The organism is Neopararhizobium haloflavum, from assembly GCF_002750855.1.
GTDB lineage: Bacteria > Pseudomonadota > Alphaproteobacteria > Rhizobiales > Rhizobiaceae > Georhizobium > Georhizobium haloflavum.
On the sequence record NZ_NWUC01000005.1, the window covers coordinates 60,010 to 81,637 of the forward strand.

The window sequence follows — 21,628 nt, forward strand, 5'->3', positions numbered from 1 at the left end:
AACGTCCCGGATGTCTCCCGGCCACGTCCCATGTCACGCGTGTGGAATGCGCCGTGCCTTATAGCGGTTCGCCGGCAAAGGCAAGTGCGTGTGCCTGGAAGATCACCCGCGTCAGCGCGAATGCGGCTCGGCAAAATAGATCGTGCGCTTGCCGCCCTTCAGATCCTGCCTGTCCCTGATCGCGAACCGCTCGCCGAGTAGAGCCTCGAAAATGTCGGGATGATAGTCGTCATACTGGTCTTCCCGATTGGCCAGCAATGTCTTGACCATCTCGTCGTCACGCCCGACGAATTCGATCACCACCGCCGTACCCAGCTCCTTCAGCCAGTCAAGGAAACTGGCGAGCGGAATGTTCGCGGAGATGACGATGTGGTGGATCAAGGCAAGGCACAGCGTCAGCTCGGGGCGGCCGCGCTCTGCCAGCCCCTTGCGTTCGGCGCCGCGCCAGCCCTGGTTAGGCGAGGAGTCGGCGAGGTTGATCACCAGCGGCAGAATGCTGGAACGGGCATCCCCTGCCCGCTCACGCTGGTAGAAGTGCTCGATCGCCATCCAGTCGCCGTCCATCGCCACCACATAGTCGGCATGCTCCGCAACGATACGCGAGAACGTGCCGGTGTTGCAGCCAAGGTCCCACGCAAGCTTCCACCGCCGCCCGGCTGCAGCGTTGCGCACGAACGCGATTTTACGTTGGAACTCGACCTCGTCGTAGGAATGGGTCTTGTCGTAGTCCGACCACTCGGTCTCCGTACCGGGGGGATCCAATCCGCGAACAAGCTTCGTCAGCTTGGAAACATTGCTTTCGATCAGCCTCTTGTCGAATCCAGCCTCAGCCAGGGCCCCGCGCACGTTGCTCGCGCTTCCCGAATAGCGCCGTTGCAATGCGCTTTGCGCCACGACATGCAGGAGGACGCCGCTGCGCGCCATATCGCGAGCCGACATCATGCGCCGCATCTCGTCCGCCGATATGCCGTCGATACGGCCGCGCAGAAAGGGTTTGAAATCAAGCCCCTTATAGGCCTGCAACATGAGTGGATAAAGAAACAGCTCGCAGAACTGGCGGTAGCCGACCCAAGGCTCGCCCTTCCGCAGGATTTCGAAGGACGGCGTGTCGATAAAGACGGGATGCATGCCGCGCCACTGGACATTGTAGGCAGAGGAATCCTTGAGGATCATACCTTCATCGAGAGCGGCGCGCATCAACTCCAGATGCAGAAGTGCGGCGTCCTTGAGCTGTCCGAACGTCCATTCGTAGGGATAGGATATGAATGGTACGCGCTCATGCTCGACAATTGCCGCCCACCGCTCTCCCGGCGCGCGCGTTTCAACGAGTTCGGTGCCGATCAGTTTGCCGTCCTGCACCGATCGCCCGAAGAATTCGCTCTTGCTGAGAGCCTCCCAATCGGCGGCAGCCTTGGCGGACAGACGCCGCAAGACGCGCCCGTGATCATAAAACACCGAACCGTTGCGGTCGCGGTAGGAACTCGGCTCGTCTTGGATGGAGTCGGTAGCGGCCGGCGTGTCGATGGTCTTGAGCGCCGCTCCCCGCTCTATTGCCTCGCTCATCTGTCGGTCGACGCCTGCTGATTTGAGATCGCTTGATCTTCCACTTCGTCCTTATCCCCTTTCGGCTTGATGCCGAACAGCGACAGGAATTTGTACCAGTAGAGCTTCCCGGCGATCGCGACGCCTGCGATCCCGCCCAGCAGTACCTGAAGGATCATGCTGCCCGTTCCGGCATCAAGATAGGCATGGGCGCTGGTCGTCGAGATACCGACGAAGAGCGCGGAAAGCGTAAGGCCAAATGGCTGTGACGTCAGCTTGAACCGCATGGGAATTCGCCTTTCGTCGTGGTCGTCGATAGGATGATGACGAACGTAAAACTTCATGAAACCATAATCGTTCCTTCACAAAACTGTCACAGAACTGCAATGATTGCCAGAGCGCGGCGCACGCCGTGCGTACTGGAAAACCGCCTGCCAATCAGGCGAGTGTGTGGAAGACGCGACCAATGGATCAGCCAGTATCGCATGCTGTCGAGCGCGACCGCCCGCACCGCACGGCACAGCGCTGGTGGCGAAGAAGCGACGGGAGCTGGACGCTTCATCCGTTCCTGTTTGCGCCCGCGTCGGTCCTGGCTCTGCTCGCCAACAGCACCTACATGGTCGACTTTCCGGACGCCGCGCCGGCGATCGCGTGGGGCCTGGCAGCCGCCATGCTATTCTATGGGATCTTCTGCGCCATCAGCGGATCGCGGGAGGCCAGAGCTGCGGTTGCCGCAAGCGTCTGGATTGTCGGGTCTTGCTATTTTCTCAATCTTTTCGGCAGCCTCAACCGGGCGATCGACGGCGGATACCCCATGGTGCGCACGCTGCCGCTCGCTGTTCTTGCGATGGTCATACTGTCATGGGCGGTGCTGCGCGTTCGCCTGTCGCTCAAACCGCTCAACACCATCCTCAACGCGATCGCCGTCGTTCTCGTCATCACCCCCACCTTCAAGATCGTCGCCTATGACTGGCGAAACTGGGACGCGCGCGACCTTTACGACGGTGACCGTGCGGCAGCTGCCCTGGAGCAGTTGGCACCGCCGGCAACCGGCCGGACCCGTATTGCCGGCGAGACGCCGCCCGACATCTACCACTTCGTTTTCGACCGCTACGGTTCTGAGCACGTGCTTGAAAGCTATTTCGACACCGACAATCGCGAGATCGGAGATTTCCTTGAGGCGCAGGGCTTCTACCTCGCCCGACAAAGCCATTCCAACTATCTGAAGACCGGCCATTCCCTGGCGTCGACCTTCTACATGGATTACCTCGACAACCTCGACGCCAATCCACCAGCGCAAAGGAGCAACTGGCGGCCCGTCTACGAGATGCTCGACGACCACCGCGTCGCCCGCTTCCTGAAGGCGCGTGACTACACATTCCATCAGTACGGTTCATGGTGGACCGGTACGTTCGACAACGCCGTGGCCGACATCAACCGGCCGATGGGCTTCAGCGAATTCAACATGCTCTATCTGCGGCGCACGATCCTCCGGCCGCTTTTTCACGCTCTTCCCGACACCCCGTTGACGATGATGCTCGACTGGGACAACGGCCAGTGCCAGAGGGTCTCGCGGCAGATTGAGGAGATCAAGACAATCGGCGACGCGGACAAGCCGGTCTACCTTTTCGCTCACATCCTCGTGCCGCACGGTCCCTACGTGTTTACGGCGCAAGGCGAATGCCTGACCCAGGCCGAAGCCGCTGCACGCGGACCTGATCAGGGCTATATCGACCACATCGCCTATGCGAACATGATGATCCGGGATCTGGTCACCACCTTGAAGAAAGGCAGCGCCACGCCGCCGGTCATTCTCATCCAGGCCGATGAAGGACCCTTCCCGACGCGTGACGGCTCCGTGCCCTGGCACGATGCGACGCCGGGCGAACTGGACATGAAGACTGGCATCCTCAATGCCTATTTCTTTCCGTCCGGCGATTACGGCTCGATGCGTCCCGACATCTCTCCGGTCAACAGCTATCGTGCAGTGTTCAACGCCGTGTTCGGCAGCGGCTTTCCAATGCTGGACGATCGCGTAATGAGCTTTCCACACGATTGGGAGATCTATGGCTATCGGGATGTGACGGAAAAGGTCCGTGCTGCGAGCACGGACCCTGAACCACAGAAGATACCAATTCTCGAATAACCTATTCGGCCGGCTGCACGCTCGGTCGGGCCAGCCATTGCTCCCGCTCGCGCCATAGCGCCGGCAACGTCAGCAGCGCGATGGATATAAGCGCGATCGCGATCTTGACCGGCTCGCTGAAACCGCCAGCCCGTCCATCGACATAACGAACCGCGTAGACGATCGCGACATGCCAGACATAGACCTGGAGCGAGTGACGGCCAAGGAGCCGCAGGAACCGCAGCGTGAAAAGCCAGGTCAGCGCCCCGGCCACCCGCCGAACCAGCGAATTGCTGTGCTCCGGCCCGGCAATGAACAGCCAGGCCATGCCCGCGGCAGCGGCGGCGAAGTTCAGCACATAGACCGGTCCGAAGTCTGCCCTGACCTCCATCGCACCGAATTTGCCGTACATGTCATCGGGCAGAAACCCGTGTGCGGTCGCGATGCGCAAAGGGACGAAGAACAGGCAGATCGCCAGCGCCGCCTTGGGTATGACGGTGTTTTCCGGCGTGAAGATGCGCGACCAGGCGATCTGCTTGGTCGCCGTCATCGCGCCGAGCACCAGCGCCGTGAAGAAGACAAGCTGCCAGCCGAATAGATTGAAGCTGGCCCGCACGCCCTGCTCGTCGGCACGCTCGAGGGCAACGTCGAGGGGCCCGGTCACAAGATGCTGAAGACCCAGTTGGCCAGCCATCCAGAAGATGACTGATCCGATCATGACCACATGCCACTGACCCTTGAGACAGAGCTGGATCAACCACGGCGCAAACAGCATGTAGACGATATACTGCGGCAGGATGTCCATGAAGGTCGGCTGGAAGAAGAACGTTGCGATCGCCGCAAGACGCACCGGGTCCGCCAGCGATGTACCACCGAGCCAGTTCCGCCATATTTCGCCAGCTTCCGGCAGCGCCATCTTCGCCACGAGAACGGCGATGACGATCAGCATCGCATATCGATAGAGCTCGAAGGCGCGGTTCCAGATCGCGTTGCGCCCGGTCTCATAGCCGTATTTGGCCATCTTGCGGGCATAGACCATCCCGACGAGCAGTCCGGACAGAAAGACGAACCCTTGCGCATCCTCGACGAAGGCCAACTGCCGATGATTGATCTGGACGAGGAAATATCCACCCGTGAACACGAGGTGGTTGATAAGCATGAACACGAGGAAGTAGCCGCGCAGGCCGTCGATGATTTCGAAACGTTTCATTGATCCACCAAGCCTCCACAAAGGGCCCGCCGTCCCTTCGGGCAGTACCTGATGAAGCTATAACGGACCAATCATGACCGGGTTGCGACGCAAAATAAGTGATCCTTCATGTTCAAATCACCGCGGAACCAATTGATAAAACTTCTATATGTTGAATACCTGCCGAATCTCTCGCCATCAATTCATGTGAATTTGCATTAATCGGCGGTTTATTCCGTGCAGTCGGCGCGTTCGAACAGCTCCAGGCTCTGGAGCTTTCCGCTGAGAACGAAATCGCCGTAATCCATGACGAGATCGCGCGTCACGCCGTTGTCGTGGAGCTTGAACGATATCTGATAGTCCGGCGTCTCGTCGCCGCGGTCCTGCTCGTTGAAATAGGCCATGGACACCGGCCAGTAAGCCGCATCCTCGAGATCGCCGGCTTCTGACAACTCAGTGTCACCGGTCGAAGGTTCTTCGCGATCGCCCACGACCGTCGTCGTCAGCATGACACGATCGCCATCCTCTGACCCGTCATAGATGTGAGACTGATAGAACCGATCCCCCTCTTCCGCGCGGGTGATGAGTTCCAGCATGTGCTCGGTCGGAAACTTGCCCGCGTTGAGTGACAGGCTGCGCTCTTCTGGTTCGTTCAAGGTCACGTCTATGCCGCCGCCATCGCCCCGACGCGCACTGCCGCTGGTTTCATCGTCGAGCGAATCGTCGACAAAAGAGCGCGTGACGAAGCGAAACGTCTCTTCCTCCAGATTCTCGTAGGTCGTCGTCTGCTGGTCGGTGACGCGCGAGAATTCTTCCGTGTCCACGCGAGTGACGAACCGGAAGCTGACCGAGAATCCGTCACAGGGCGAACCCTTCATTTCATAGACCATACGGCCGTACATGCCCGAGATGCCGGAACGCTCCTGCGTTTCCTCCAGTTTTAGGTCATAGACCGCGCGGTGTGGGACCAGCGCGCTGGCCGACGCCGCAGCCGCCGGGCTCTCGATGGCACCCAGCATGCCGAGCGCCGGAAGCATGAGGCTGGCGGCGCATTGCGCGCGAAAACGTAGCGGCATGAATCGTCTCCTGTTCCCTGACGCCATGTTACAGGGAGGCGATAGGCAAAAGCGAGGCGCTTGACGGCAGCGCTCAAGGCATTTTTATGGCGAAGCGATCGACAAACGAGGAGCATGCATGACCGCGACGATTAAGAAGCGTCTGGAGGAAAAGGGCATCATCCTGCCCGCCGCACCCGCACCGGCGGCGAACTACGTGCCATGGGTGATCTCGGGCAACCATCTCCATATATCCGGTCAGTTGCCGATGGAGGCTGGCGGCCTGGCCGTTGTCGGCCACCTCGGCGCCGACGTCGACGTTGAGGCCGGGCGGCGCGCAGCCGAACTGTGTGCGATCAATATCCTCGCACAGGCATCGAGCGCGCTTTCCGGCGACCTGGAACGCATTGCCCGGCTGATCAAGATCAACGGGTTCGTCGCATCCGTCCCAACCTTCATCGAGCAGCATCTCGTCATCAACGGGGCATCGGACCTTCTCGCCGATGTACTCGGTGAGCGCGGCCGTCATGCGCGCGCAGCCGTCGGCATGGCAGCGCTTCCTATGAACGCCGCAGTCGAGATCGACGCGCTGTTCGCAATCAATTGAGGCGGATGTGATGAGGGATACGACTTGGCTGACGCGCCATCCCATAGCCCATCGCGGCTATCACGATCTCAACACCAGCGTTTTCGAGAACACGCTCGCCGCGTTCCAGCGCGCGGCCGATGCCGGCTTTTCCATCGAATGCGACCTTCAGTTCGCCGCTGACGCCGTCCCTGTCGTCTTTCATGACGACACGTTGGAGCGCTTGTGCGCATTGAAGCTGCGCACCCGTGACAAGCTCTCAAGCGAGTTGCAGCAGACGGCGGTGGGCGGAACGCGCGAGCGCATCCCCACGCTTGCCGACATGCTGAAGACCGTCCGCGGACGCGTGCCGCTGGTCATTGAACTCAAGGGACAGCCCGGCGACGACGATGGGTTCGCCGGCGCTGTACTGGAGACGCTGGAAGGCTATGCCGGACCAGTGGCACTCATGTCCTTTGACCATGCGCTCCTGCGCGACTTGAAGGAACTCGAGGCCCCCTATCTCCTCGGTCTGACGGCCGAAGGCGTGCGTGAAGAGGCACTCGCCGGCCACGAGAAGGCGTGGCAAATCGGGTTGGATTTCGTGTCCTACAACGTCCATCATCTCCCCAACGCTTTCGTGGCGCGCCTTCGCGAAACCGGCACACCTGTCATCTCCTGGACGGTGCGTAATCAGGAGGCGCGGGATCGAAGTTTCGAATTCGCTGACCAGATGACGTTCGAAGGTTTCGACCCACGACCCATGTAGCGTCAAATTTTCGTGCAAGGGCTTTCAACGCGATGTTTCCGCTCTAGCTCCTTCGCAGGTGCGAAAGAAGGCATGCCATGACAGTCGGCCACCGTGTCGAGCCGCAGGAAACCACCGAGATCCACATTCGCGTCGCCGACGCGATGTCCGGCATCGACCAGGGTGGATGGGACCGGATGGAGGGCACGGCGCGCGCTTGCGCCGGATCGGTTGCCTACAACCCCTTTCTGTCCCGCCATTTCCTCACCGCGCTCGAAGAATCGGGATGCGTTGACGCACGGACCGGATGGTTGCCGCAACACCTCCTGCTCGAGAGCGCCGAAGGTGTCCTTCTCGGCGCGATGCCCTGCTATCTCAAGAGTCACAGCCAGGGTGAATATGTCTTCGACCACGGCTGGGCCGATGCCTTCGAGCGCGCCGGCGGACGCTACTATCCCAAGCTGCAGTCATCGATACCCTTCACGCCTGCCACCGGCCCCCGTCTTTTGACACCGCCAGGCGCGGGCCGTCCGGCGGCACAGGACGCACTTGCAAAAGGCTTGGTGGCACTCGCCGAGCGGCTCGGCGTATCCTCGGCACATGTCACCTTCGTGCCTGAACTGGAAATCGGACATTTCGAGCGAAACGGGTATCTGCGCCGCACCGACCAGCAGTTCCACTTCCACAATGAAGGCTATGGTACCTACGAGGACTTTCTCGGAACGCTGGCCTCACGCAAGCGCAAGGCGCTGCGGCGCGAACGGCGAGCCGCACTCGACAACGACATCGAGGTCGAGTGGCTGACCGGGAGGGCCATAACCGAAGCCCACTGGGACGCCTTCTATGCGTTCTACCGCGATACCGGCGGGCGCAAATGGGGCCGGCCCTATCTCAATCGGGCATTCTTCTCCATGATCGGCGAGCGCATGCCCGAGGATGTGCTGCTGATCATGGCCCGCCGGGCTGAACGGTACGTTGCCGGAGCGATCAATTTCATCGGTGGTGATTGCCTTTTCGGCCGCCACTGGGGCTGCATCGAGGACCACCCGTTCCTGCACTTCGAGATTTGCTACCATCAGGCGATCGATTTCGCCATTGCCCATGGTCTCGCACGGGTCGAGGCGGGGGCACAGGGCGAGCACAAGCTGGCGCGCGGCTATCTGCCGGTCACCACGTACTCCGCCCACCACATCACCCATCCGGGGCTGCGGCGCGCAGTTGCGGACTATCTCGATGTCGAGCGCGAGGATGTCGAACGGGTCGGTGCGATCCTTTCCAGCCATGGGCCATTCCGCAAGGGATGACCGCTCGCCACGCCGGTCCTGAATCGGCTACAGCATCTTCATTGGTTTCAACGGCGCCTCGGGCAGAGCAAGCGGTATGGTTTATGTCTATCTGATTATCGCTGTGGTCTTCGAAGTCGTCGCGACTTCGGCGCTGAAGATGAGCGATGGTTTCACCCGCCTCGCGCCGTCGCTGGTCACGATCGGCGGTTATGGCCTCGCATTCTTCTTCCTGTCGTTGACGCTGCGCACAATGCCGGTGGGCGTCGTCTACGGACTCTGGTCGGGAACGGGCATCGTGCTGATTGCGCTCATTGGATATTTCGCATTTGGCCAGCGGCTCGACCTTCCGGCGATCATCGGGCTGGGGCTGATCCTTGCCGGCGTCATCATCGTCAATTTCTTCTCAAGATCGGTAGGCCATTGATGGCGCCGCCGCAAATGTGCCTACGCCGCGACGAACCAATCCGGGAGACAATTCATGACCGCCTATGACGACACGAACACCTTCGCCAAGATCCTGCGCGGCGAACTGCCGTCACAAAAGGTTTTCGAAGACGAGCATACGCTGGCCTTCATGGACATCATGCCGCGCGGCGACGGGCATTGCCTCGTTCTTCCCAAGACGCCATGCCGCAACATCCTCGATGTCGAACCAGCCGACCTCGCCCGTGTCATGGAGACGGTCCAGAAGATCGCGCGGGCCGTGGTCAAGGCATTCAACGCCGATGGCGTAACGGTCCAGCAGTTCAACGAGTCCGCCGGCGGCCAGGTCGTGTTCCACCTGCACGTCCACGTCATTCCGCGTTTCGACGGGGTCGCGCTGAAGCCCCATACCGGGACGATGGAGGATCAGGCCGTTCTCGCGCAAAACGCCGAGAAGATTCGCGCTGCGCTCGCCTGAACCGGTTCAAGACATGAGCATGCCAGCGACCAGGACGGCTTCGCCCACAAAGATGCCGACGAGGATCCGGCGGCCGAAAAGGATGTAGCTGGCAAATCCTGCCGCAGCCGCGCCGACCCGCAGCAAAAGCGCGGTTTCCGCGAGCGGTCCTGACGGCGCGATGACAAGGCTGGAGATCACGCCGGCCACGAGGGCGGTCGCCACGGCCCTTACAAGAACCAGGATTTCCGAATCGCTGGAAAGCCTGCCGCCGAGATAAACGCCAAGAAAGCGCCAACTGTCCGTCGCCAGCCATCCCGCGATCAGAATATAGACAAAGGGCCACCACCAGGTATCGAGGGCATCGAATGTCATGTCGCCGCCTTCCCCCGCACGCGAACGTGACGGTGGTAGCCGTAGGCAAGTCCGCCTCCCAGAACGCCGGTCGCCAACAGGCTGAACTCTGGCAGGACGAGATGAACGAGAGGCCAGAGGAGGATGCCGGCGACCATTGCCACGTGACCGGCGCGCTCGCGTGCCGAGCCCCATAGCGATGTGACGAAATAGAGCGGCGTCAACAGCAAGAGCGCCGCCGAAAGCACATCCGGCAGGTCGGCAGCGAGGAAATAGACCAGCGCGACGACCACCATGTTGATGAAGATGAGCGTCGACCCGAGGCCGATGAACCATAGCGTGCGTCGCTCCGGTGGAACGACGTGCATCTTCTCCATCGCAAGGACCCACGCCGTCACCGCAACGAAATGCGACGCGAGACACAGCACCCAGTTGCGGCTGCGTGGCGTGCGCATCTCCGGCATCAGAGCCACCACCATCGGCGTCAGTCGCATCGATGAGAGCGCCACGGCGAATGCCGCCGAAAGGACGCCGTTGCCCGCATTGATCGCGCCGATGAGCACGACCTTGCCGGGCAGCGCCCAGATCATTCCCGTCATGAACACCGCGTGCTCCACAGACATCCCGGCGCTGATCGCCAGCGCGGCAAAGCCCACGAAGGTGGACGCCAGGATGACCGCCGGGATCGAAATCGCCGTGCGCACGCCATGCAGATACCACCCGGCGGCGGACAGCGAGCGATAGTGGGGAACTGGCGTTTCGGGAGGAGAACTGTCGGGCATGTCTCTGCCGGACTATCACAGCTCTCGGACAAGAACGAGATGGAAAAGTCAGCCAGCCTTACTTGTTTTGGTTTCGCTCAGGCATGACAGGCCATGTGGGCGTACCTCACAAAGCAATGGCCGAGGCTGTCACCAACCCCGGCCATCACAAAACGGCTCTTCTCCGTCTTCGCTATTTCTTGCGCGGCACCTTGGGAACCGTTCCGCCCGACTTTCGACTGTCGGCCTTTGGACGTTCCGTAACTGCAACGGCCGTCTTGGTATCGCCGCCATTATCGCTCGCGGATGGCTTTTCCGCCGTCTTGCCCCGCGCCGGGGCCTTGGCCTTGGCCGGTTTCTTCGCGGCAGGCTTCTTCTTCGGCTTGACGGGAACCTCGTCAGGGATGGCGTCGAGTTTGAGACCGCTGGCGCCGCCGTCTTTCGTCTCGACGGTCACCTTCACCGTCCCGCCCTTCTTCAGCTTGCCGAAGAGCACCTCGTTGGCGAGTTCCTTCTTGATGTGCTCCTGGATCACGCGTGCCAGCGGCCGCGCGCCCATCATCTCGTCGTAGCCCTTGTCCGCCAGCCAGGCGATTGCCTCCTTCGACAGATCGAAGGTGACGCCTCGTTCGGCCAGTTGCGTTTCCAGTTGCATGACGAATTTCTGAACCACCTGATGGATCACCGGTGTCGGCAGCGAGCCGAACGGTATGATGGCATCGAGACGGTTGCGGAACTCGGGCGTGAAGAGCCGGTTGATCGCTTCTGAATCCTCGCCGGTACGCTTGGCCGAGCCGAAGCCGATCGCCGGCTTCTGCATGTCCGACGCCCCGGCATTGGTCGTCATGATCAAGATGACGTTCCGGAAGTCGATCTGCTTGCCGTTGTGATCGGTCAGCTTGCCGTGGTCCATGACCTGCAGCAGGATGTTGAAAAGGTCCGGATGAGCCTTTTCGATTTCATCGAGCAGCAGCACGCAATGCGGATGCTGGTCGACACCGTCGGTGAGCAGGCCGCCCTGGTCGAAGCCGACATAGCCGGGAGGCGCGCCGAGCAGCCGCGAGACGGTGTGACGCTCCATATATTCCGACATGTCGAACCTGAGCAGTTCGACGCCGAGCGACGCGGCAAGCTGTTTGGCGACTTCCGTCTTGCCGACGCCAGTCGGACCGGAGAAGAGATAGCTTCCGATCGGCTTCTCCGGCTCGCGCAAGCCGGCGCGTGCCAGCTTGATCGCCGAGGACAAGGCGTCGATGGCCGTATCCTGGCCGTAGACGACGGTGCGCAGCTCCTTGTCGAGATTGGCGAGCACCACCTCGTCGTCCTTCGACACGGTCTTTGGCGGAATGCGCGCCATCGTGGCGATCGTCGCCTCGATCTCCTTCTCCGTCACCGTCTTGCGGCGCTTGGATACCGGCAACAGCATCTGGGACGCGCCGGTTTCGTCGATCACGTCGATCGCCTTGTCGGGCAGCTTGCGATCGTTGATATACCGGGCCGACAGCTCGACCGCCGACTTGATCGCGGCCGTCGAGAACTTCACCTTGTGATAGTCCTCGTAATATGGCCTTAGCCCGGTCAGGATCTTCACCGCATCGTCGATCGAGGGTTCGTTGACGTCGATCTTCTGGAAACGGCGGACCAGTGCCCTGTCCTTCTCGAAGAACTGGCGATACTCCTTGTACGTCGTCGACCCGATGCATCGGATCGTACCGGAAGACAGCGCCGGCTTCAGCAGGTTGGACGCATCCATCGCGCCGCCCGATGTGGCGCCCGCGCCGATCACGGTGTGAATTTCGTCGATGAAGAGCACGGCCCCCGGCGTCTCGGAAAGTTCCTTGACGACCTGCTTCAACCGCTCTTCGAAGTCGCCGCGATAGCGGGTCCCTGCGAGCAGTGTGCCCATGTCGAGCGAAAAGATCGTGGCGTCCTGGAGCACCTCCGGCACGTCCTTCTCGACGATACGCTTGGCAAGCCCCTCGGCAATAGCCGTCTTGCCGACGCCAGGATCACCGACATAGAGCGGATTGTTCTTGGAGCGGCGGCAGAGAACCTGGATCGTGCGGCTCACCTCCAGGTCGCGCCCGATAAGGGGATCGACCCTGCCGGACTTCGCCTTCTCGTTGAGGTTGACGCAATAGGCCGACAGCGCGTCCTGCGCCTTCTTCTTGCCGCCCTCGTCCTGCTCGCTGGCGGCCTGGCCGTCCGCTTCCTGCTCTTCCGCGCCATTGACCGGCCGCGCTTCGGACGCTCCAGGGCGCTTGGCGATGCCGTGCGAAATGAAGTTCACCGCATCATAGCGCGTCATCTCCTGTTCCTGCAGGAAATAGGCCGCGTGGCTCTCGCGCTCGGCGAAGATCGCCACGAGCACGTTCGCGCCCGTCACTTCCTCTCGCCCGGAAGACTGGACGTGAATGACCGCGCGCTGAATGACGCGCTGGAAACCCGAGGTCGGCTTGGAGTCCTCGTCATACCCCGTCACGAGATTGTGAAGCTCATTGTCGACATACTGGGTCACGATGGCGCGCAACTGGTCGAGATTGACGTTGCAGGCACCCATCACGGCAGCCGCATCGGAATCGTCGATCAGTGCGAGAAGCAGGTGCTCGAGCGTCGCATATTCATGGTGACGCTCATTCGCCAGCGTCAGCGCCTGATGCAGGGCCTTCTCTAGGCTTGGTGAAAAAGTCGGCACGCTCTTGGTTCCTTATTTCTTTTCCATGACGCACTGGAGCGGATGCTGATTCTGTCGCGCGAAATCCATCACCTGGGTCACTTTGGTCTCCGCCACCTCGTAGGTAAAGACCCCGCATTCGCCGACGCCGTGATTGTGAACATGCAACATGATCACCGTCGCGGCCTCCTTGTCCTTCTGAAAGAAGCGTTCAAGGACGTGGATGACGAATTCCATTGGTGTGTAATCGTCGTTGAGGAGAAGGACGCGGTAGAGGCTCGGCTTCTTCACCTTCGTCTTGGTGCGGGTAATGACGGACGTACCGCGTCCCGGACCATCGCCATTGCGCTCATTGCCGTTTTGCAACCAGATCGGTCGTGCGACCATTCTGCGAACCACCTCGTTCATCATGTCATTGGTCGCCGCCCCGGCGACGCGTGGGATTGATCGTACCGCTTCATTTAAGCGTTTGTCGGAGCATTTTAAGCCCCCCGCTGCGCCGTTCAATGATAATCCTTCGTGGCTACCATGCAAAACAAAGGCCCGGCAGCATCGATCGATGCCACCGGGCCTTCATGATGCCCGCTTATCAAAGGGTCCCCGAGACCCTTCCCGAACGTCAGCAAATGCGTCTTAGCTGGCAGCCTTTTCGAAAGGCTTGTAGGCGTCGCGCGCCAGATCGGCGTAAATCTCGCCCATCTTCGTGGCCTGCTGGACGAATGATTCGTACTGCGACTTGGCGAAGTCGCTCTGGATCTCGAACACCTTCTCGAGGCTCTTGGCGCTCGAGAGTTTCTCGATCGTGGCGGCACCCTGCTCGAAGGAGCGCTTGGAGTAGTCCGCGGCTTCCGATGCCATCGTCTGCATGCCGGTCGCCATCGTCGAATAGCTCTTCAGCATGGTGTCGACAGCTTCCTTGCCGGTCTTGTTGGCTTCGTCAAAATTCAACATGTCACTCACCTCATTGGATTGCAGTCGCAAGGGCGGATGCGTTCGAACCTCCATATATGTGCATCGCACCATTGGTCAAGAATTTTTGTGCGACGCACCATTCACGCTGCCCTCTCATGGCCGCATTCTTCGAATTTGAGACAAATCATCGCTTCCACAGAAAGCTCTCGATCAGCATAAACCTCTTGGTAACGATGGCGCGATTAATGTCCGGGACAACGGTTGCCATGAGCGGGGGCGCGGCGATCGGAAGCTCATATCCATGCGTCGCGTAGAACGAGTTTGCCCGTGACCAAATCCGTATCAGGCGTCGCCGGCCTTACAACGGGCGAAAATCTCCTCACCGCTGCGAAACTGTTCATCGCGGCAATGCTCGTAATGACGTTCGCGGCCACGCAGGCCAGCGCCAATCCGAAATATGCCGGCATCGTCATCGATGCCCGGACTGGCAAGACGCTCTATGAAAACAGCGCCGACGCGCCGCGTTATCCCGCATCCTTGACGAAGATGATGACGCTCTACCTCACGTTCGAGGCGCTGGATGCGGGACGCATCACCAAGGACAGCCGCATTCCGGTTTCGGCCAACGCCGCAGGCGAAGTGCCCTCCAAGCTCGGTCTGCGCTCAGGCTCGACCCTGACGGTCGATCAGGCGATGAAGGCGCTCGTCACCAAGTCTGCCAACGACGCCGCGACCGCGCTCGGTGAATTCCTGGGTGGTTCGGAAGGTCGATTTGCCCAGCTTATGACCAACAAGGCCCGCCAGCTCGGAATGTCGCGCACGACATTCAAGAACGCGCACGGTCTTCCCAATTCCGAACAGAAGACGACTGCCCGCGACATGGCGCGCCTGGGCATCGCCCTGCGCGAACATTTCCCGCATCACTACCACTATTTCTCAACGCGCAGCTTCACCTTCGGCAAGGCGACCTACGGCAACCACAACCGTCTGCTCGGCAGCGTGCGCGGCGTCGACGGCATCAAGACCGGCTTCATCAATGCATCCGGCTTCAACCTGGTCAGCTCGGTCAAGGACGACGGTCGCCTTATCGTGGGTGTCGTGATGGGTGGCCGCACCGGCGCAAGCCGCAATGCCCAGATGCAGAAGCTGATCGCGGAGTACCTGCCGAAGGCTACGCGCGGCGGCGCCGGCACCGGCAACCTCATTGCGCGCTCCGGCGCATCGCCGATGCTCGCGGCAAGTGCATGGTCGCTTCCCGAGAAAGGGCCATTGCCCGTCTTCCGTGACCCGATCGACATGCGCGTTGCGACGGCCTACGCCCCTGCAGCCCGCACGAACGCTCTTGCCGCCTTCCCCGTACCGGATGGCCGGCCGATCGTCGGACGTCAGGCGCTGGCAGCCGTTCTGCGCGAGCAGCAGCCGGACGCCCCGGTGCCGCCAGCCGCAATCGGTCAGGTCGAGATGGGATCGAGCGACGTCGACACCGTAACCACAGCCAGCACCAGTGCCGTTGCGGCGGCGGCGCAGCCTGCGCCCAGCGGCTGGGTGGTCCAGGTCGCGGCAATGCCCGATCAGAACGAGGCCATGGCGTTTCTTTCGGCCGCTCAGACCAAGGCTGGCGGCGCCATCGCCGACGCCCGCCCCTATACCGTCGCCTACAGCGATGGCGGACAGCAGCTTTATCGCGCCCGTTTCGCCGGCTTCGACGGCAAGGACGATGCCTGGGCAGCCTGCGACAGCCTGAAGCGCAGCGGTTATGGATGCTGGGCTACCCAGCAATAGCCCTGCGACGCAAAGACGACCGGCCCGCCGCGTTTGGCGGGTCGCCCTGGGGATGAGAGCCCGGACATAGACGACCCCGAATTTTGTGTTCTGCGTATGGGGATGAGCTTAATGACGACGCAACAGAATATCCTTGGCTTCATTGATCCGCGCGGCAAGAAAGACCGAGCCGCCCGCGTCCGGATGAACCCGCTTCATGAGGCGGCGATGCGCCTGGCGGATATCCGCTTCGGTCGCGCCCGGGCCAAGACCAAGGACCTCGTAAGCCTCCTGCTCACTCATGGGGCCCGTGCCTGGCGCGCTTCCCAGCCCGTCGCCCGCGTGCGCATCAGCGCGCTCGCGCCAACCGGCAAGGCGCCTGTCAAGATACGCCTCCATTAGCTGCAGGCTTTCCGCGTCGCTGGACAGTTCCTCGTGGAGCAGCAGCAATTCGGGTTCATCGAGATCGTCGAGTTCCCTGCCCTCCATCCGCCCGGCCAGCACGAAGCCCGACATCTCTCCCGTATCGAGATCCAGTTCCATCTCAAGAACGGCGCTGCGCACGTGAGACACACGGCGGGCGGGCCTGCTGACGCCGGAAGAATGCCGCATCCTGCCGAACAGGGCAGCGGCGAAGCCGATAAGCGTCATGCCGACACCCGCTCGTCCCGCAAGGGTCAGCCCGAGTCCGGCAAGCCCCATCAGCCCCGGAAGGGCGTATTTCAAGCTCATTGCCAGTTGCCGGGGGTTGGCCTTGGTGAAGGCCAATGCCAACAGCCCCAGAACCAGCAACGCAAGGGTGGCGTAGAACATCACCGCCATGGTCAGCGACGGCTCGGCCGCGAGGAGAGCTGTTGCAGCAGCAGGCGAGAACCGCGCGTCCTGGCACTTTCCAGGGCCTTCAGCCCGCCAGACGCATACGTCGCCACCGCTTTGAGCAGTTCCGCCAATTGGTCGGCGGCGTTCGCATCGAAACGCACATGTGCCCCGCCCGAAAGGCGCGCGATCTCGGCGAATGCCTGATGGGCGGCGGGGTTCTGTCCCTCCTGGAACATGAAGCACGGCACCTTGCGCAGCCCCAGTTCCCCGGCGCGGTGGCACAGAACGTCGATCTCCTCCTCCATGGCGTCGCCGATCACGACAGCGGCGCTCACCGGCTTGCGCTGGGTCTCCTCGGCGATGTGGTGCAGGACCTTGCCAATCTGGGTCTGGCCCCCACGGCAATCGATCCGCGTCATGAGATCGCGCAAGCTCGACGTGTCGTTGACCCAGCGCGAAGCGCGGCATTCGCCATAGCCGCGGAAATAGACGAGTTGCACGGAAAGATTTCCGGCGGCGCCCACAGCGTCGAACATTTGCGCCTGCAACCGGCACGCCGCATCCCAGGTCGGTTGCCGACTCATCGTCGCATCGAGTGCGAAGACGAGGCGTCCCCCGCCCGCCTGCGGTGCGATCGTCCGGGCGGCGGAGAGAAAACGGTCGATCTCACCCTTCGTGGAGGCCGTCGCCGCGGAGTTGCCGCGTGTCGATAACTGCCGCCCCGCCCGCTGTTTGGGATCGTCCCTTCCGTTCATCGACTGATCCGCCGGTAATGCATCATCACCTGAATCTGGCGTTTCGCCGGCCAAACGCAATAGCTCCCGCACGCCCGTGTTCTTTCACGCGCCGCACTCAAAGAAGACCGAGGCTGGCCAGCTCGCGCCGCATCTCCGGCGGTAGGTCGCGAATATCGCCGTCCTCATCCGTGACATCACGCGGAGCATCGTCGACATTCAGGTATCGCCAACCCTGGAATGGCCGCCGCTGCTGCCAGAGCGTCGGATGCAACGCCGGCTCGAGAACGAGGTGACATCGCGAAATGCCCTCGCCATCGGTGAAGGGACGAATCTCGAGAAGCTTCTGTCGCACCTGGATGTTGCCTTTGATCACCCAGTACAGCGAACCACCATCGAGGAGTTCCGGCACCCGCTTGGGAACCATTCGGGTCGTATGCACCTGTTCGGCCGGCACGCCGGCTGACGCGGCGGTCGAAAGCCGGCGATGGATATGCTCCTGCAGATCGTCGATCGTTTCCACGCCGACGCAAAGCTTGAGAAGATGAAGCGTCATGTACCCTTGATAGGGATCTGATGCGGTCGATCAATGGCGCGGCGCGCCAAATCTTCGTGTCCGCTCAACATTCCACCACATTCACGGCAAGACCGCCGGTGCTGGTTTCCTTGTAGCGTTCGTTCATGTCGAGCCCGGTCTGCCGCATCGTCTCGACGCAGGCATCGAGCGAGACGAAATGTTTCCCGTCGCCCTTCAAGGCCAGTGACGCAGCGGTCACGGCCTTGACCGCGCCGAGCGCGTTGCGCTCGATGCACGGAACCTGGACGAGCCCCCCGACCGGGTCGCAGGTCATGCCAAGGTGATGTTCGAGCGCGATTTCAGCGGCATTCTCGACCTGTTCGGGCGAACCGCCCATCAGCGCGGCGAGACCGGCGGCCGCCATCGCGGCCGCCGAACCGACCTCTCCCTGGCAGCCCACCTCCGCCCCTGAGATCGAGGCATTGTTCTTGATGATGCCGCCGACGGCCGCCGCGGTCAGCAGGTATTCGCGGATGCCGCCAGCGTCGGCTCCGTCATGAAATTTGAGGTAATAGCGGATGGTCGCAGGGATGACACCGGCCGCGCCGTTGGTCGGGGCGGTGACGATGCGGCCACCGGCGGCATTCTCCTCGTTCACCGCCATGGCGAAGACGCTCAGCCAATCATTGGCGACCAGCGGGTTCACCCGGTTGCTGCGCCAGTCCTCTTCCAGCCTGTCGTGGATCGCGCGCGCCCGCCGCCGGACCTTCAATCCGCCCGGCATGATGCCATCCTGGGCAAGGCCCCGCTCTATGCATCCGTCCATCGCAGCCCAGATCGCGTCGAGGCCGGCGTCAAGCTTGTCCTCACTCATCCGCGTCAGTTCATTCGCCCGCTTCATCTCCGCGATCGACAATCCGGCCGAAGACGCCATCTCCATCATTTCCGCTGCGTTGCGGAAGGGATAGGGCACTGCCGGCCCGTCCTCCTTTTGCGCTTTCGCCTTCAGCGCCGCCAACTCTTCCTCGCCGACCACGAAGCCGCCGCCGACCGAATAGTAGACGCGGCGGAGCAACTGGCGGTCATCCCTGTCATACGCAACGAACGCCATGCCGTTCGCATGCCCCGGCAGCGGCGTCTTTCGGTCGAAGACGAGATCGTTTGCCGGATCGAAGCGATAGGCCGGATGACCTTCCGGTTGGACGGATTTCTTCCGCTCGACCTCCCCGATCATGGCATCCATCAGGTCCGGGTCGACCGTATCGGGACGCTCTCCGCACAAACCGAGCACGACGGCGCGGCCCGTTCCGTGCCCGACACCGGTATAGGCGAGCGAACCGTGGAGGCTCACGAAAATGCGCTCGACCGCCGCGTTGGACGGTCGCGGCCAGTCACCATTGGCAATCTCGTCGAGAAAGCGGACTGCGGCCGACATCGGCCCCATCGTGTGCGAACTGGAAGGCCCGACCCCGATCTTGAAGACATCGAAAACCGAAAGAAACATGGCGGCTCCGGCGCGTTGGCATCCGCAGAGCCTATCGTTCCGGCACGGGTGGCGTATACCCCGTCATCGACACCAGGCGGCGCAAATCACAAACGCGTTCCAGGCGACGCGGCCATAAACGAAAAAAGCGCGGATCGCTCCGCGCTTTTTTCTTGAATTTCAAGACGTCCGTATTTCTGGACGGCGCCTTAGATACCACCAAAGAGATAGGCGAGTACCAGAACGCCGGCGAAACCAATCACTGCCCGAGCCGTAAAGGCCCAGCAGGATTTCTGAGCGGTCTCTTCCATCATAACTCCACTTGATGCCCCGATTGTGTAGGGAACGGATGTTTTTCTTCTGTCGTCCCGGGCGGTGCTCATACAAAACCTCTTCCGGCTTCGCAACTGCAAAAAGCGGCAATGCCGCGGCACGACGTGCATATCAGGCCATGCGAATCTGCATCGCTCCATGAAACACAAGCACTTGCTTGGTTAACGAGAGGTAAACGCCTGAGTCGCAGTGCCTCATTTTGACCGCAGTTGCCTCATTTGTCATCGGGAAGCGAGAACGTTGTAGGCGGGTTTTGGTTGCATCGACCATGTCTGTCGGTCTCAATGCGGCGACGATCATCAGGACCCGCCCGCGCATGCAGACCGCCGATCTCGCCGCACTTTGCTTCTTTATCCTGTCTTGGCTTGGGTTTGCCTGGGCCAGCGACGGCAACCGGAATTGGCAGCGCGAAAGCCTGACGCGGTTGATGAACCGCCATCGTGGCCTGTGGATAAGAAACAGCATTCGACGCGACCTTCGCATGATCGACACGTCGATCATCGCCGGCCTGCAAAATGGCACGGCGTTCTTCGCATCCACCTCCATCATCGCGATCGGCGGCTGCTTCGCATTGCTCGGCGCAACGGAGGAAGCGCTGCGGATCTACCGTGACCTGCCTCTGGTCGTTGCTGGCGGGCGCACGGGCTTCGAATTGAAGGTGTGCGGCCTGATCGCGATCTTTGGCTATGCCTTCTTCAAGTTCGGCTGGTCCTACCGTCTGTTCAACTATTCTTCGATCCTGTTCGGAACGATCCCGATGCCCGCCGAACTGGCCGAACGACCCGCCGAGGCCGAAAGGCTGGTCGAGCGGGCGATCATGATGAACGTGCTCGGCGGCCGGCATTTCAATGCCGGTCTGCGCGCCGTGTTCCTCTCGATCGGCTATCTCGGGTGGTTCGTGGGGCCGGTGGTCTTCGCCATGACCACGGCTCTGGTGCTGGCCGTGCTCTTGCGCCGCCAATTCTTCTCGGCGGCGCGCCAGATCCTCGTCGACACGTCCCCTCAGTCGGCGCGATCCCATTCCGGTGAGAAATCATAATCGCAGATTCGCTGATTGCGCGACTTGAGCGCGCTGATCGCGTCCATCTCTTCTGCGCCCAGCGCGAAGTCGAAGATCGCCGCGTTCTCGGCCAACCGCTCCGGCTTGGACGTGCGTGGAATGGCGGCAACGCCATCTTGCTGGATGTGCCATCTCAGGACGATCTGCGCGGGCGTTTTTCCATGAGCGGCCGCCGCAGCCCGGACCGGTTCGGCCTCGAACACGTCGCCACCCCGCCCCAGCGGGCAATAGGACGTCATGGCCATGCCGTGGGACCGGCAGGCCGCGTGCACCTTCGACTGGTCGAGCAGCGGATGATATTCGACCTGGTTGCACACCAGCGGCGCGTCGGTGGCGGCCCAGGCCTCGTCGAGCAGAGACGTGGTGAAGTTCGAGACCCCGATATGACGGGTCATGCCGCTTTTGCGCACTTCGTTCAGCGCCTTGATGGATTGCGCAAGCGGGATATCCGGGTTCGGCCAGTGGATCAGCAACAGATCGAGCGTGTCGACGTCGAGCCGGCGCAGACTGGCTTCCGCCGCTCTTTGAAGGTCTCCCGGTCCGATGTCGGTGTACCAGACCTTGCTGGTCAGGAAGAGCGAATCGCGCCCTGCCCCGCTCGAACGAATTCCTTCGCCCACCGCGCCTTCGTTGTCGTACATGATCGCCGTGTCGATGTGCCGATAGCCGGCCTTGATCGCCGCGTCCACCATGGCGACGCAGTCGTCGCCCTTGAGGGTCCATGTTCCAAGACCGAGAACCGGGATTTCCGCTCCATGTGCCGAAACTGCCTGCATTGCCTGTCCTTTTTCCTTCGTCTATCGCCAGCGCAGCGGTGTGCTACACAAAGC

General features: G+C 61.5%; 22 protein-coding genes. 8 read left to right on the top strand and 14 right to left on the bottom strand.

Annotated elements, in window-relative coordinates; all coding sequences use genetic code 11:
- Positions 1 to 111: 111 nt before the first annotated feature.
- Both CN673_RS12035 and CN673_RS12040 read right to left on the bottom strand, forming a co-directional pair.
- Positions 112 to 1,563, bottom strand: coding sequence for an inosine/xanthosine triphosphatase (locus CN673_RS12035; RefSeq protein WP_099866540.1), 1,452 nt, complete (start codon positions 1,561 to 1,563; stop codon positions 112 to 114).
- Entirely contained in the window at positions 1,560 to 1,886 is a 327-nt protein-coding gene (locus CN673_RS12040) for a hypothetical protein (RefSeq protein ID WP_099866541.1), read from the bottom strand. The genes CN673_RS12035 and CN673_RS12040 overlap by 4 nt, the downstream gene beginning before the upstream one ends.
- A 122-nt stretch (positions 1,887 to 2,008) precedes the next feature.
- Here CN673_RS12040 and CN673_RS12045 point away from each other — a divergent pair, with 122 nt between their 5' ends.
- The gene (locus CN673_RS12045) at positions 2,009 to 3,688 is read left to right on the top strand and encodes a sulfatase-like hydrolase/transferase (protein WP_099866542.1); all 1,680 of its coding nucleotides are present in this window, start codon (positions 2,009 to 2,011) and stop codon (positions 3,686 to 3,688) included.
- A 1-nt stretch (position 3,689) separates the two neighbouring features.
- Here the strand turns inward: CN673_RS12045 and CN673_RS12050 are convergent, their stop codons facing one another.
- Together CN673_RS12050 and CN673_RS12055 are read right to left on the bottom strand one after the other, a co-directional pair.
- Complete coding sequence (locus CN673_RS12050) at positions 3,690 to 4,877, bottom strand: OpgC family protein (RefSeq protein WP_099866543.1); 1,188 nt, start codon at positions 4,875 to 4,877, stop codon at positions 3,690 to 3,692.
- A gap of 209 nt (positions 4,878 to 5,086) precedes the next feature.
- Complete coding sequence (locus CN673_RS12055) at positions 5,087 to 5,932, bottom strand: cell envelope integrity EipB family protein (protein WP_245409883.1); 846 nt, start codon at positions 5,930 to 5,932, stop codon at positions 5,087 to 5,089.
- A 118-nt stretch (positions 5,933 to 6,050) separates the two neighbouring features.
- Between CN673_RS12055 and CN673_RS12060 the strand changes: the two genes are divergently transcribed.
- From CN673_RS12060 to CN673_RS12080, 5 genes are all read left to right on the top strand, one after another.
- Positions 6,051 to 6,518: a RidA family protein gene (locus CN673_RS12060; RefSeq protein WP_099866545.1), complete on the top strand. Its 468-nt coding sequence runs from the start codon at positions 6,051 to 6,053 to the stop codon at positions 6,516 to 6,518.
- 10 nt (positions 6,519 to 6,528) lie between these two features.
- Positions 6,529 to 7,245, top strand: a complete 717-nt coding sequence (locus tag CN673_RS12065; protein WP_099866546.1) for a glycerophosphodiester phosphodiesterase family protein — start codon at positions 6,529 to 6,531, stop codon at positions 7,243 to 7,245.
- Positions 7,246 to 7,322: 77 nt separating this feature from the next.
- Entirely contained in the window at positions 7,323 to 8,528 is a 1,206-nt protein-coding gene (locus tag CN673_RS12070) for a GNAT family N-acetyltransferase (protein ID WP_099866547.1), read from the top strand.
- A 76-nt stretch (positions 8,529 to 8,604) separates the two neighbouring features.
- The gene (locus tag CN673_RS12075; protein ID WP_099866548.1) at positions 8,605 to 8,934 is read left to right on the top strand and encodes a DMT family transporter; all 330 of its coding nucleotides are present in this window, start codon (positions 8,605 to 8,607) and stop codon (positions 8,932 to 8,934) included.
- 54 nt (positions 8,935 to 8,988) lie between these two features.
- Positions 8,989 to 9,411 (top strand): HIT family protein, encoded by a 423-nt coding sequence (locus tag CN673_RS12080; protein WP_099866549.1) that lies wholly within the window; start codon positions 8,989 to 8,991, stop codon positions 9,409 to 9,411.
- Positions 9,412 to 9,417: 6 nt separating this feature from the next.
- Here the strand turns inward: CN673_RS12080 and CN673_RS12085 are convergent, their stop codons facing one another.
- From CN673_RS12085 to CN673_RS12105, 5 genes are all read right to left on the bottom strand, one after another.
- Positions 9,418 to 9,765 (bottom strand): AzlD domain-containing protein, encoded by a 348-nt coding sequence (locus CN673_RS12085; protein ID WP_099866550.1) that lies wholly within the window; start codon positions 9,763 to 9,765, stop codon positions 9,418 to 9,420.
- The gene (locus CN673_RS12090) at positions 9,762 to 10,526 is read right to left on the bottom strand and encodes an AzlC family ABC transporter permease (RefSeq protein ID WP_099866551.1); all 765 of its coding nucleotides are present in this window, start codon (positions 10,524 to 10,526) and stop codon (positions 9,762 to 9,764) included. Before CN673_RS12090 ends, CN673_RS12085 begins: the two co-directional genes overlap by 4 nt.
- Before the next feature lie 172 nt (positions 10,527 to 10,698).
- Positions 10,699 to 13,200 (bottom strand): ATP-dependent Clp protease ATP-binding subunit ClpA, encoded by a 2,502-nt coding sequence (gene clpA / locus CN673_RS12095; RefSeq protein ID WP_099866552.1) that lies wholly within the window; start codon positions 13,198 to 13,200, stop codon positions 10,699 to 10,701.
- Positions 13,201 to 13,212: 12 nt separating this feature from the next.
- Entirely contained in the window at positions 13,213 to 13,566 is a 354-nt protein-coding gene (clpS, locus tag CN673_RS12100; RefSeq protein WP_099866869.1) for an ATP-dependent Clp protease adapter ClpS, read from the bottom strand.
- A 246-nt stretch (positions 13,567 to 13,812) separates the two neighbouring features.
- Positions 13,813 to 14,130, bottom strand: coding sequence for a phasin family protein (locus CN673_RS12105; protein ID WP_099866870.1), 318 nt, complete (start codon positions 14,128 to 14,130; stop codon positions 13,813 to 13,815).
- 369 nt (positions 14,131 to 14,499) lie between these two features.
- Between CN673_RS12105 and CN673_RS12110 the strand changes: the two genes are divergently transcribed.
- A complete protein-coding gene (locus tag CN673_RS12110) occupies positions 14,500 to 15,873 on the top strand; it encodes a serine hydrolase (protein WP_099866871.1) in 1,374 nt (457 codons plus the stop codon).
- 108 nt (positions 15,874 to 15,981) lie between these two features.
- Here CN673_RS12110 and CN673_RS12115 read toward each other — a convergent pair whose 3' ends face one another.
- The 4 genes from CN673_RS12115 to CN673_RS12130 all read right to left on the bottom strand — a co-directional run bounded on the left by CN673_RS12115 (position 15,982) and on the right by CN673_RS12130 (position 19,426).
- Positions 15,982 to 16,665 carry a DnaJ domain-containing protein gene (locus CN673_RS12115; RefSeq protein WP_245409885.1) on the bottom strand — a complete coding sequence of 228 codons (684 nt, stop codon included), beginning with the start codon at positions 16,663 to 16,665 and terminating at the stop codon, positions 15,982 to 15,984.
- A gap of 11 nt (positions 16,666 to 16,676) precedes the next feature.
- On the bottom strand, positions 16,677 to 17,426 hold the full coding sequence (locus tag CN673_RS12120) for a hypothetical protein (RefSeq protein WP_099866554.1): 750 nt from the start codon (positions 17,424 to 17,426) through the stop codon (positions 16,677 to 16,679).
- 97 nt (positions 17,427 to 17,523) lie between these two features.
- The gene (locus CN673_RS12125; protein WP_099866555.1) at positions 17,524 to 17,961 is read right to left on the bottom strand and encodes a DUF1489 family protein; all 438 of its coding nucleotides are present in this window, start codon (positions 17,959 to 17,961) and stop codon (positions 17,524 to 17,526) included.
- Between the two features lie 64 nt (positions 17,962 to 18,025).
- Entirely contained in the window at positions 18,026 to 19,426 is a 1,401-nt protein-coding gene (locus tag CN673_RS12130) for an L-serine ammonia-lyase (protein ID WP_099866556.1), read from the bottom strand.
- 628 nt (positions 19,427 to 20,054) lie between these two features.
- On the opposite strand from CN673_RS12130, the gene CN673_RS12135 reads away from it, so the two are divergent.
- The gene (locus CN673_RS12135; protein WP_099866872.1) at positions 20,055 to 20,777 is read left to right on the top strand and encodes a DUF599 domain-containing protein; all 723 of its coding nucleotides are present in this window, start codon (positions 20,055 to 20,057) and stop codon (positions 20,775 to 20,777) included.
- Here the strand turns inward: CN673_RS12135 and CN673_RS12140 are convergent.
- A complete protein-coding gene (locus tag CN673_RS12140) occupies positions 20,741 to 21,574 on the bottom strand; it encodes an aldo/keto reductase (protein ID WP_099866557.1) in 834 nt (277 codons plus the stop codon). The genes CN673_RS12135 and CN673_RS12140 overlap by 37 nt on opposite strands.
- Between the last annotated feature and the right edge of the window lie 54 nt (positions 21,575 to 21,628).

What these genes read in the sequence shown, in the direction of transcription:
- CN673_RS12035 (WP_099866540.1), bottom strand. Translation starts at nt 1,563, where the DNA reads ATGAGCGAGGCAATAGAGCGGGGAGCGGCGCTCAAGACCATCGACACG.
- CN673_RS12040 (WP_099866541.1), bottom strand. Translation starts at nt 1,886, where the DNA reads ATGAAGTTTTACGTTCGTCATCATCCTATCGACGACCACGACGAAAGG.
- CN673_RS12045 (WP_099866542.1), top strand. Translation starts at nt 2,009, where the DNA reads ATGGATCAGCCAGTATCGCATGCTGTCGAGCGCGACCGCCCGCACCGC.
- CN673_RS12050 (WP_099866543.1), bottom strand. Translation starts at nt 4,877, where the DNA reads ATGAAACGTTTCGAAATCATCGACGGCCTGCGCGGCTACTTCCTCGTG.
- CN673_RS12055 (WP_245409883.1), bottom strand. Translation starts at nt 5,932, where the DNA reads ATGCCGCTACGTTTTCGCGCGCAATGCGCCGCCAGCCTCATGCTTCCG.
- CN673_RS12060 (WP_099866545.1), top strand. Translation starts at nt 6,051, where the DNA reads ATGACCGCGACGATTAAGAAGCGTCTGGAGGAAAAGGGCATCATCCTG.
- CN673_RS12065 (WP_099866546.1), top strand. Translation starts at nt 6,529, where the DNA reads ATGAGGGATACGACTTGGCTGACGCGCCATCCCATAGCCCATCGCGGC.
- CN673_RS12070 (WP_099866547.1), top strand. Translation starts at nt 7,323, where the DNA reads ATGACAGTCGGCCACCGTGTCGAGCCGCAGGAAACCACCGAGATCCAC.
- CN673_RS12075 (WP_099866548.1), top strand. Translation starts at nt 8,605, where the DNA reads ATGGTTTATGTCTATCTGATTATCGCTGTGGTCTTCGAAGTCGTCGCG.
- CN673_RS12080 (WP_099866549.1), top strand. Translation starts at nt 8,989, where the DNA reads ATGACCGCCTATGACGACACGAACACCTTCGCCAAGATCCTGCGCGGC.
- CN673_RS12085 (WP_099866550.1), bottom strand. Translation starts at nt 9,765, where the DNA reads ATGACATTCGATGCCCTCGATACCTGGTGGTGGCCCTTTGTCTATATT.
- CN673_RS12090 (WP_099866551.1), bottom strand. Translation starts at nt 10,526, where the DNA reads ATGCCCGACAGTTCTCCTCCCGAAACGCCAGTTCCCCACTATCGCTCG.
- clpS (WP_099866869.1), bottom strand. Translation starts at nt 13,566, where the DNA reads ATGGTCGCACGACCGATCTGGTTGCAAAACGGCAATGAGCGCAATGGC.
- CN673_RS12105 (WP_099866870.1), bottom strand. Translation starts at nt 14,130, where the DNA reads ATGTTGAATTTTGACGAAGCCAACAAGACCGGCAAGGAAGCTGTCGAC.
- CN673_RS12110 (WP_099866871.1), top strand. Translation starts at nt 14,500, where the DNA reads ATGCTCGTAATGACGTTCGCGGCCACGCAGGCCAGCGCCAATCCGAAA.
- CN673_RS12115 (WP_245409885.1), bottom strand. Translation starts at nt 16,665, where the DNA reads ATGTTCTACGCCACCCTTGCGTTGCTGGTTCTGGGGCTGTTGGCATTG.
- CN673_RS12120 (WP_099866554.1), bottom strand. Translation starts at nt 17,426, where the DNA reads ATGAACGGAAGGGACGATCCCAAACAGCGGGCGGGGCGGCAGTTATCG.
- CN673_RS12125 (WP_099866555.1), bottom strand. Translation starts at nt 17,961, where the DNA reads ATGACGCTTCATCTTCTCAAGCTTTGCGTCGGCGTGGAAACGATCGAC.
- CN673_RS12130 (WP_099866556.1), bottom strand. Translation starts at nt 19,426, where the DNA reads ATGTTTCTTTCGGTTTTCGATGTCTTCAAGATCGGGGTCGGGCCTTCC.
- CN673_RS12135 (WP_099866872.1), top strand. Translation starts at nt 20,055, where the DNA reads ATGCAGACCGCCGATCTCGCCGCACTTTGCTTCTTTATCCTGTCTTGG.
- CN673_RS12140 (WP_099866557.1), bottom strand. Translation starts at nt 21,574, where the DNA reads ATGCAGGCAGTTTCGGCACATGGAGCGGAAATCCCGGTTCTCGGTCTT.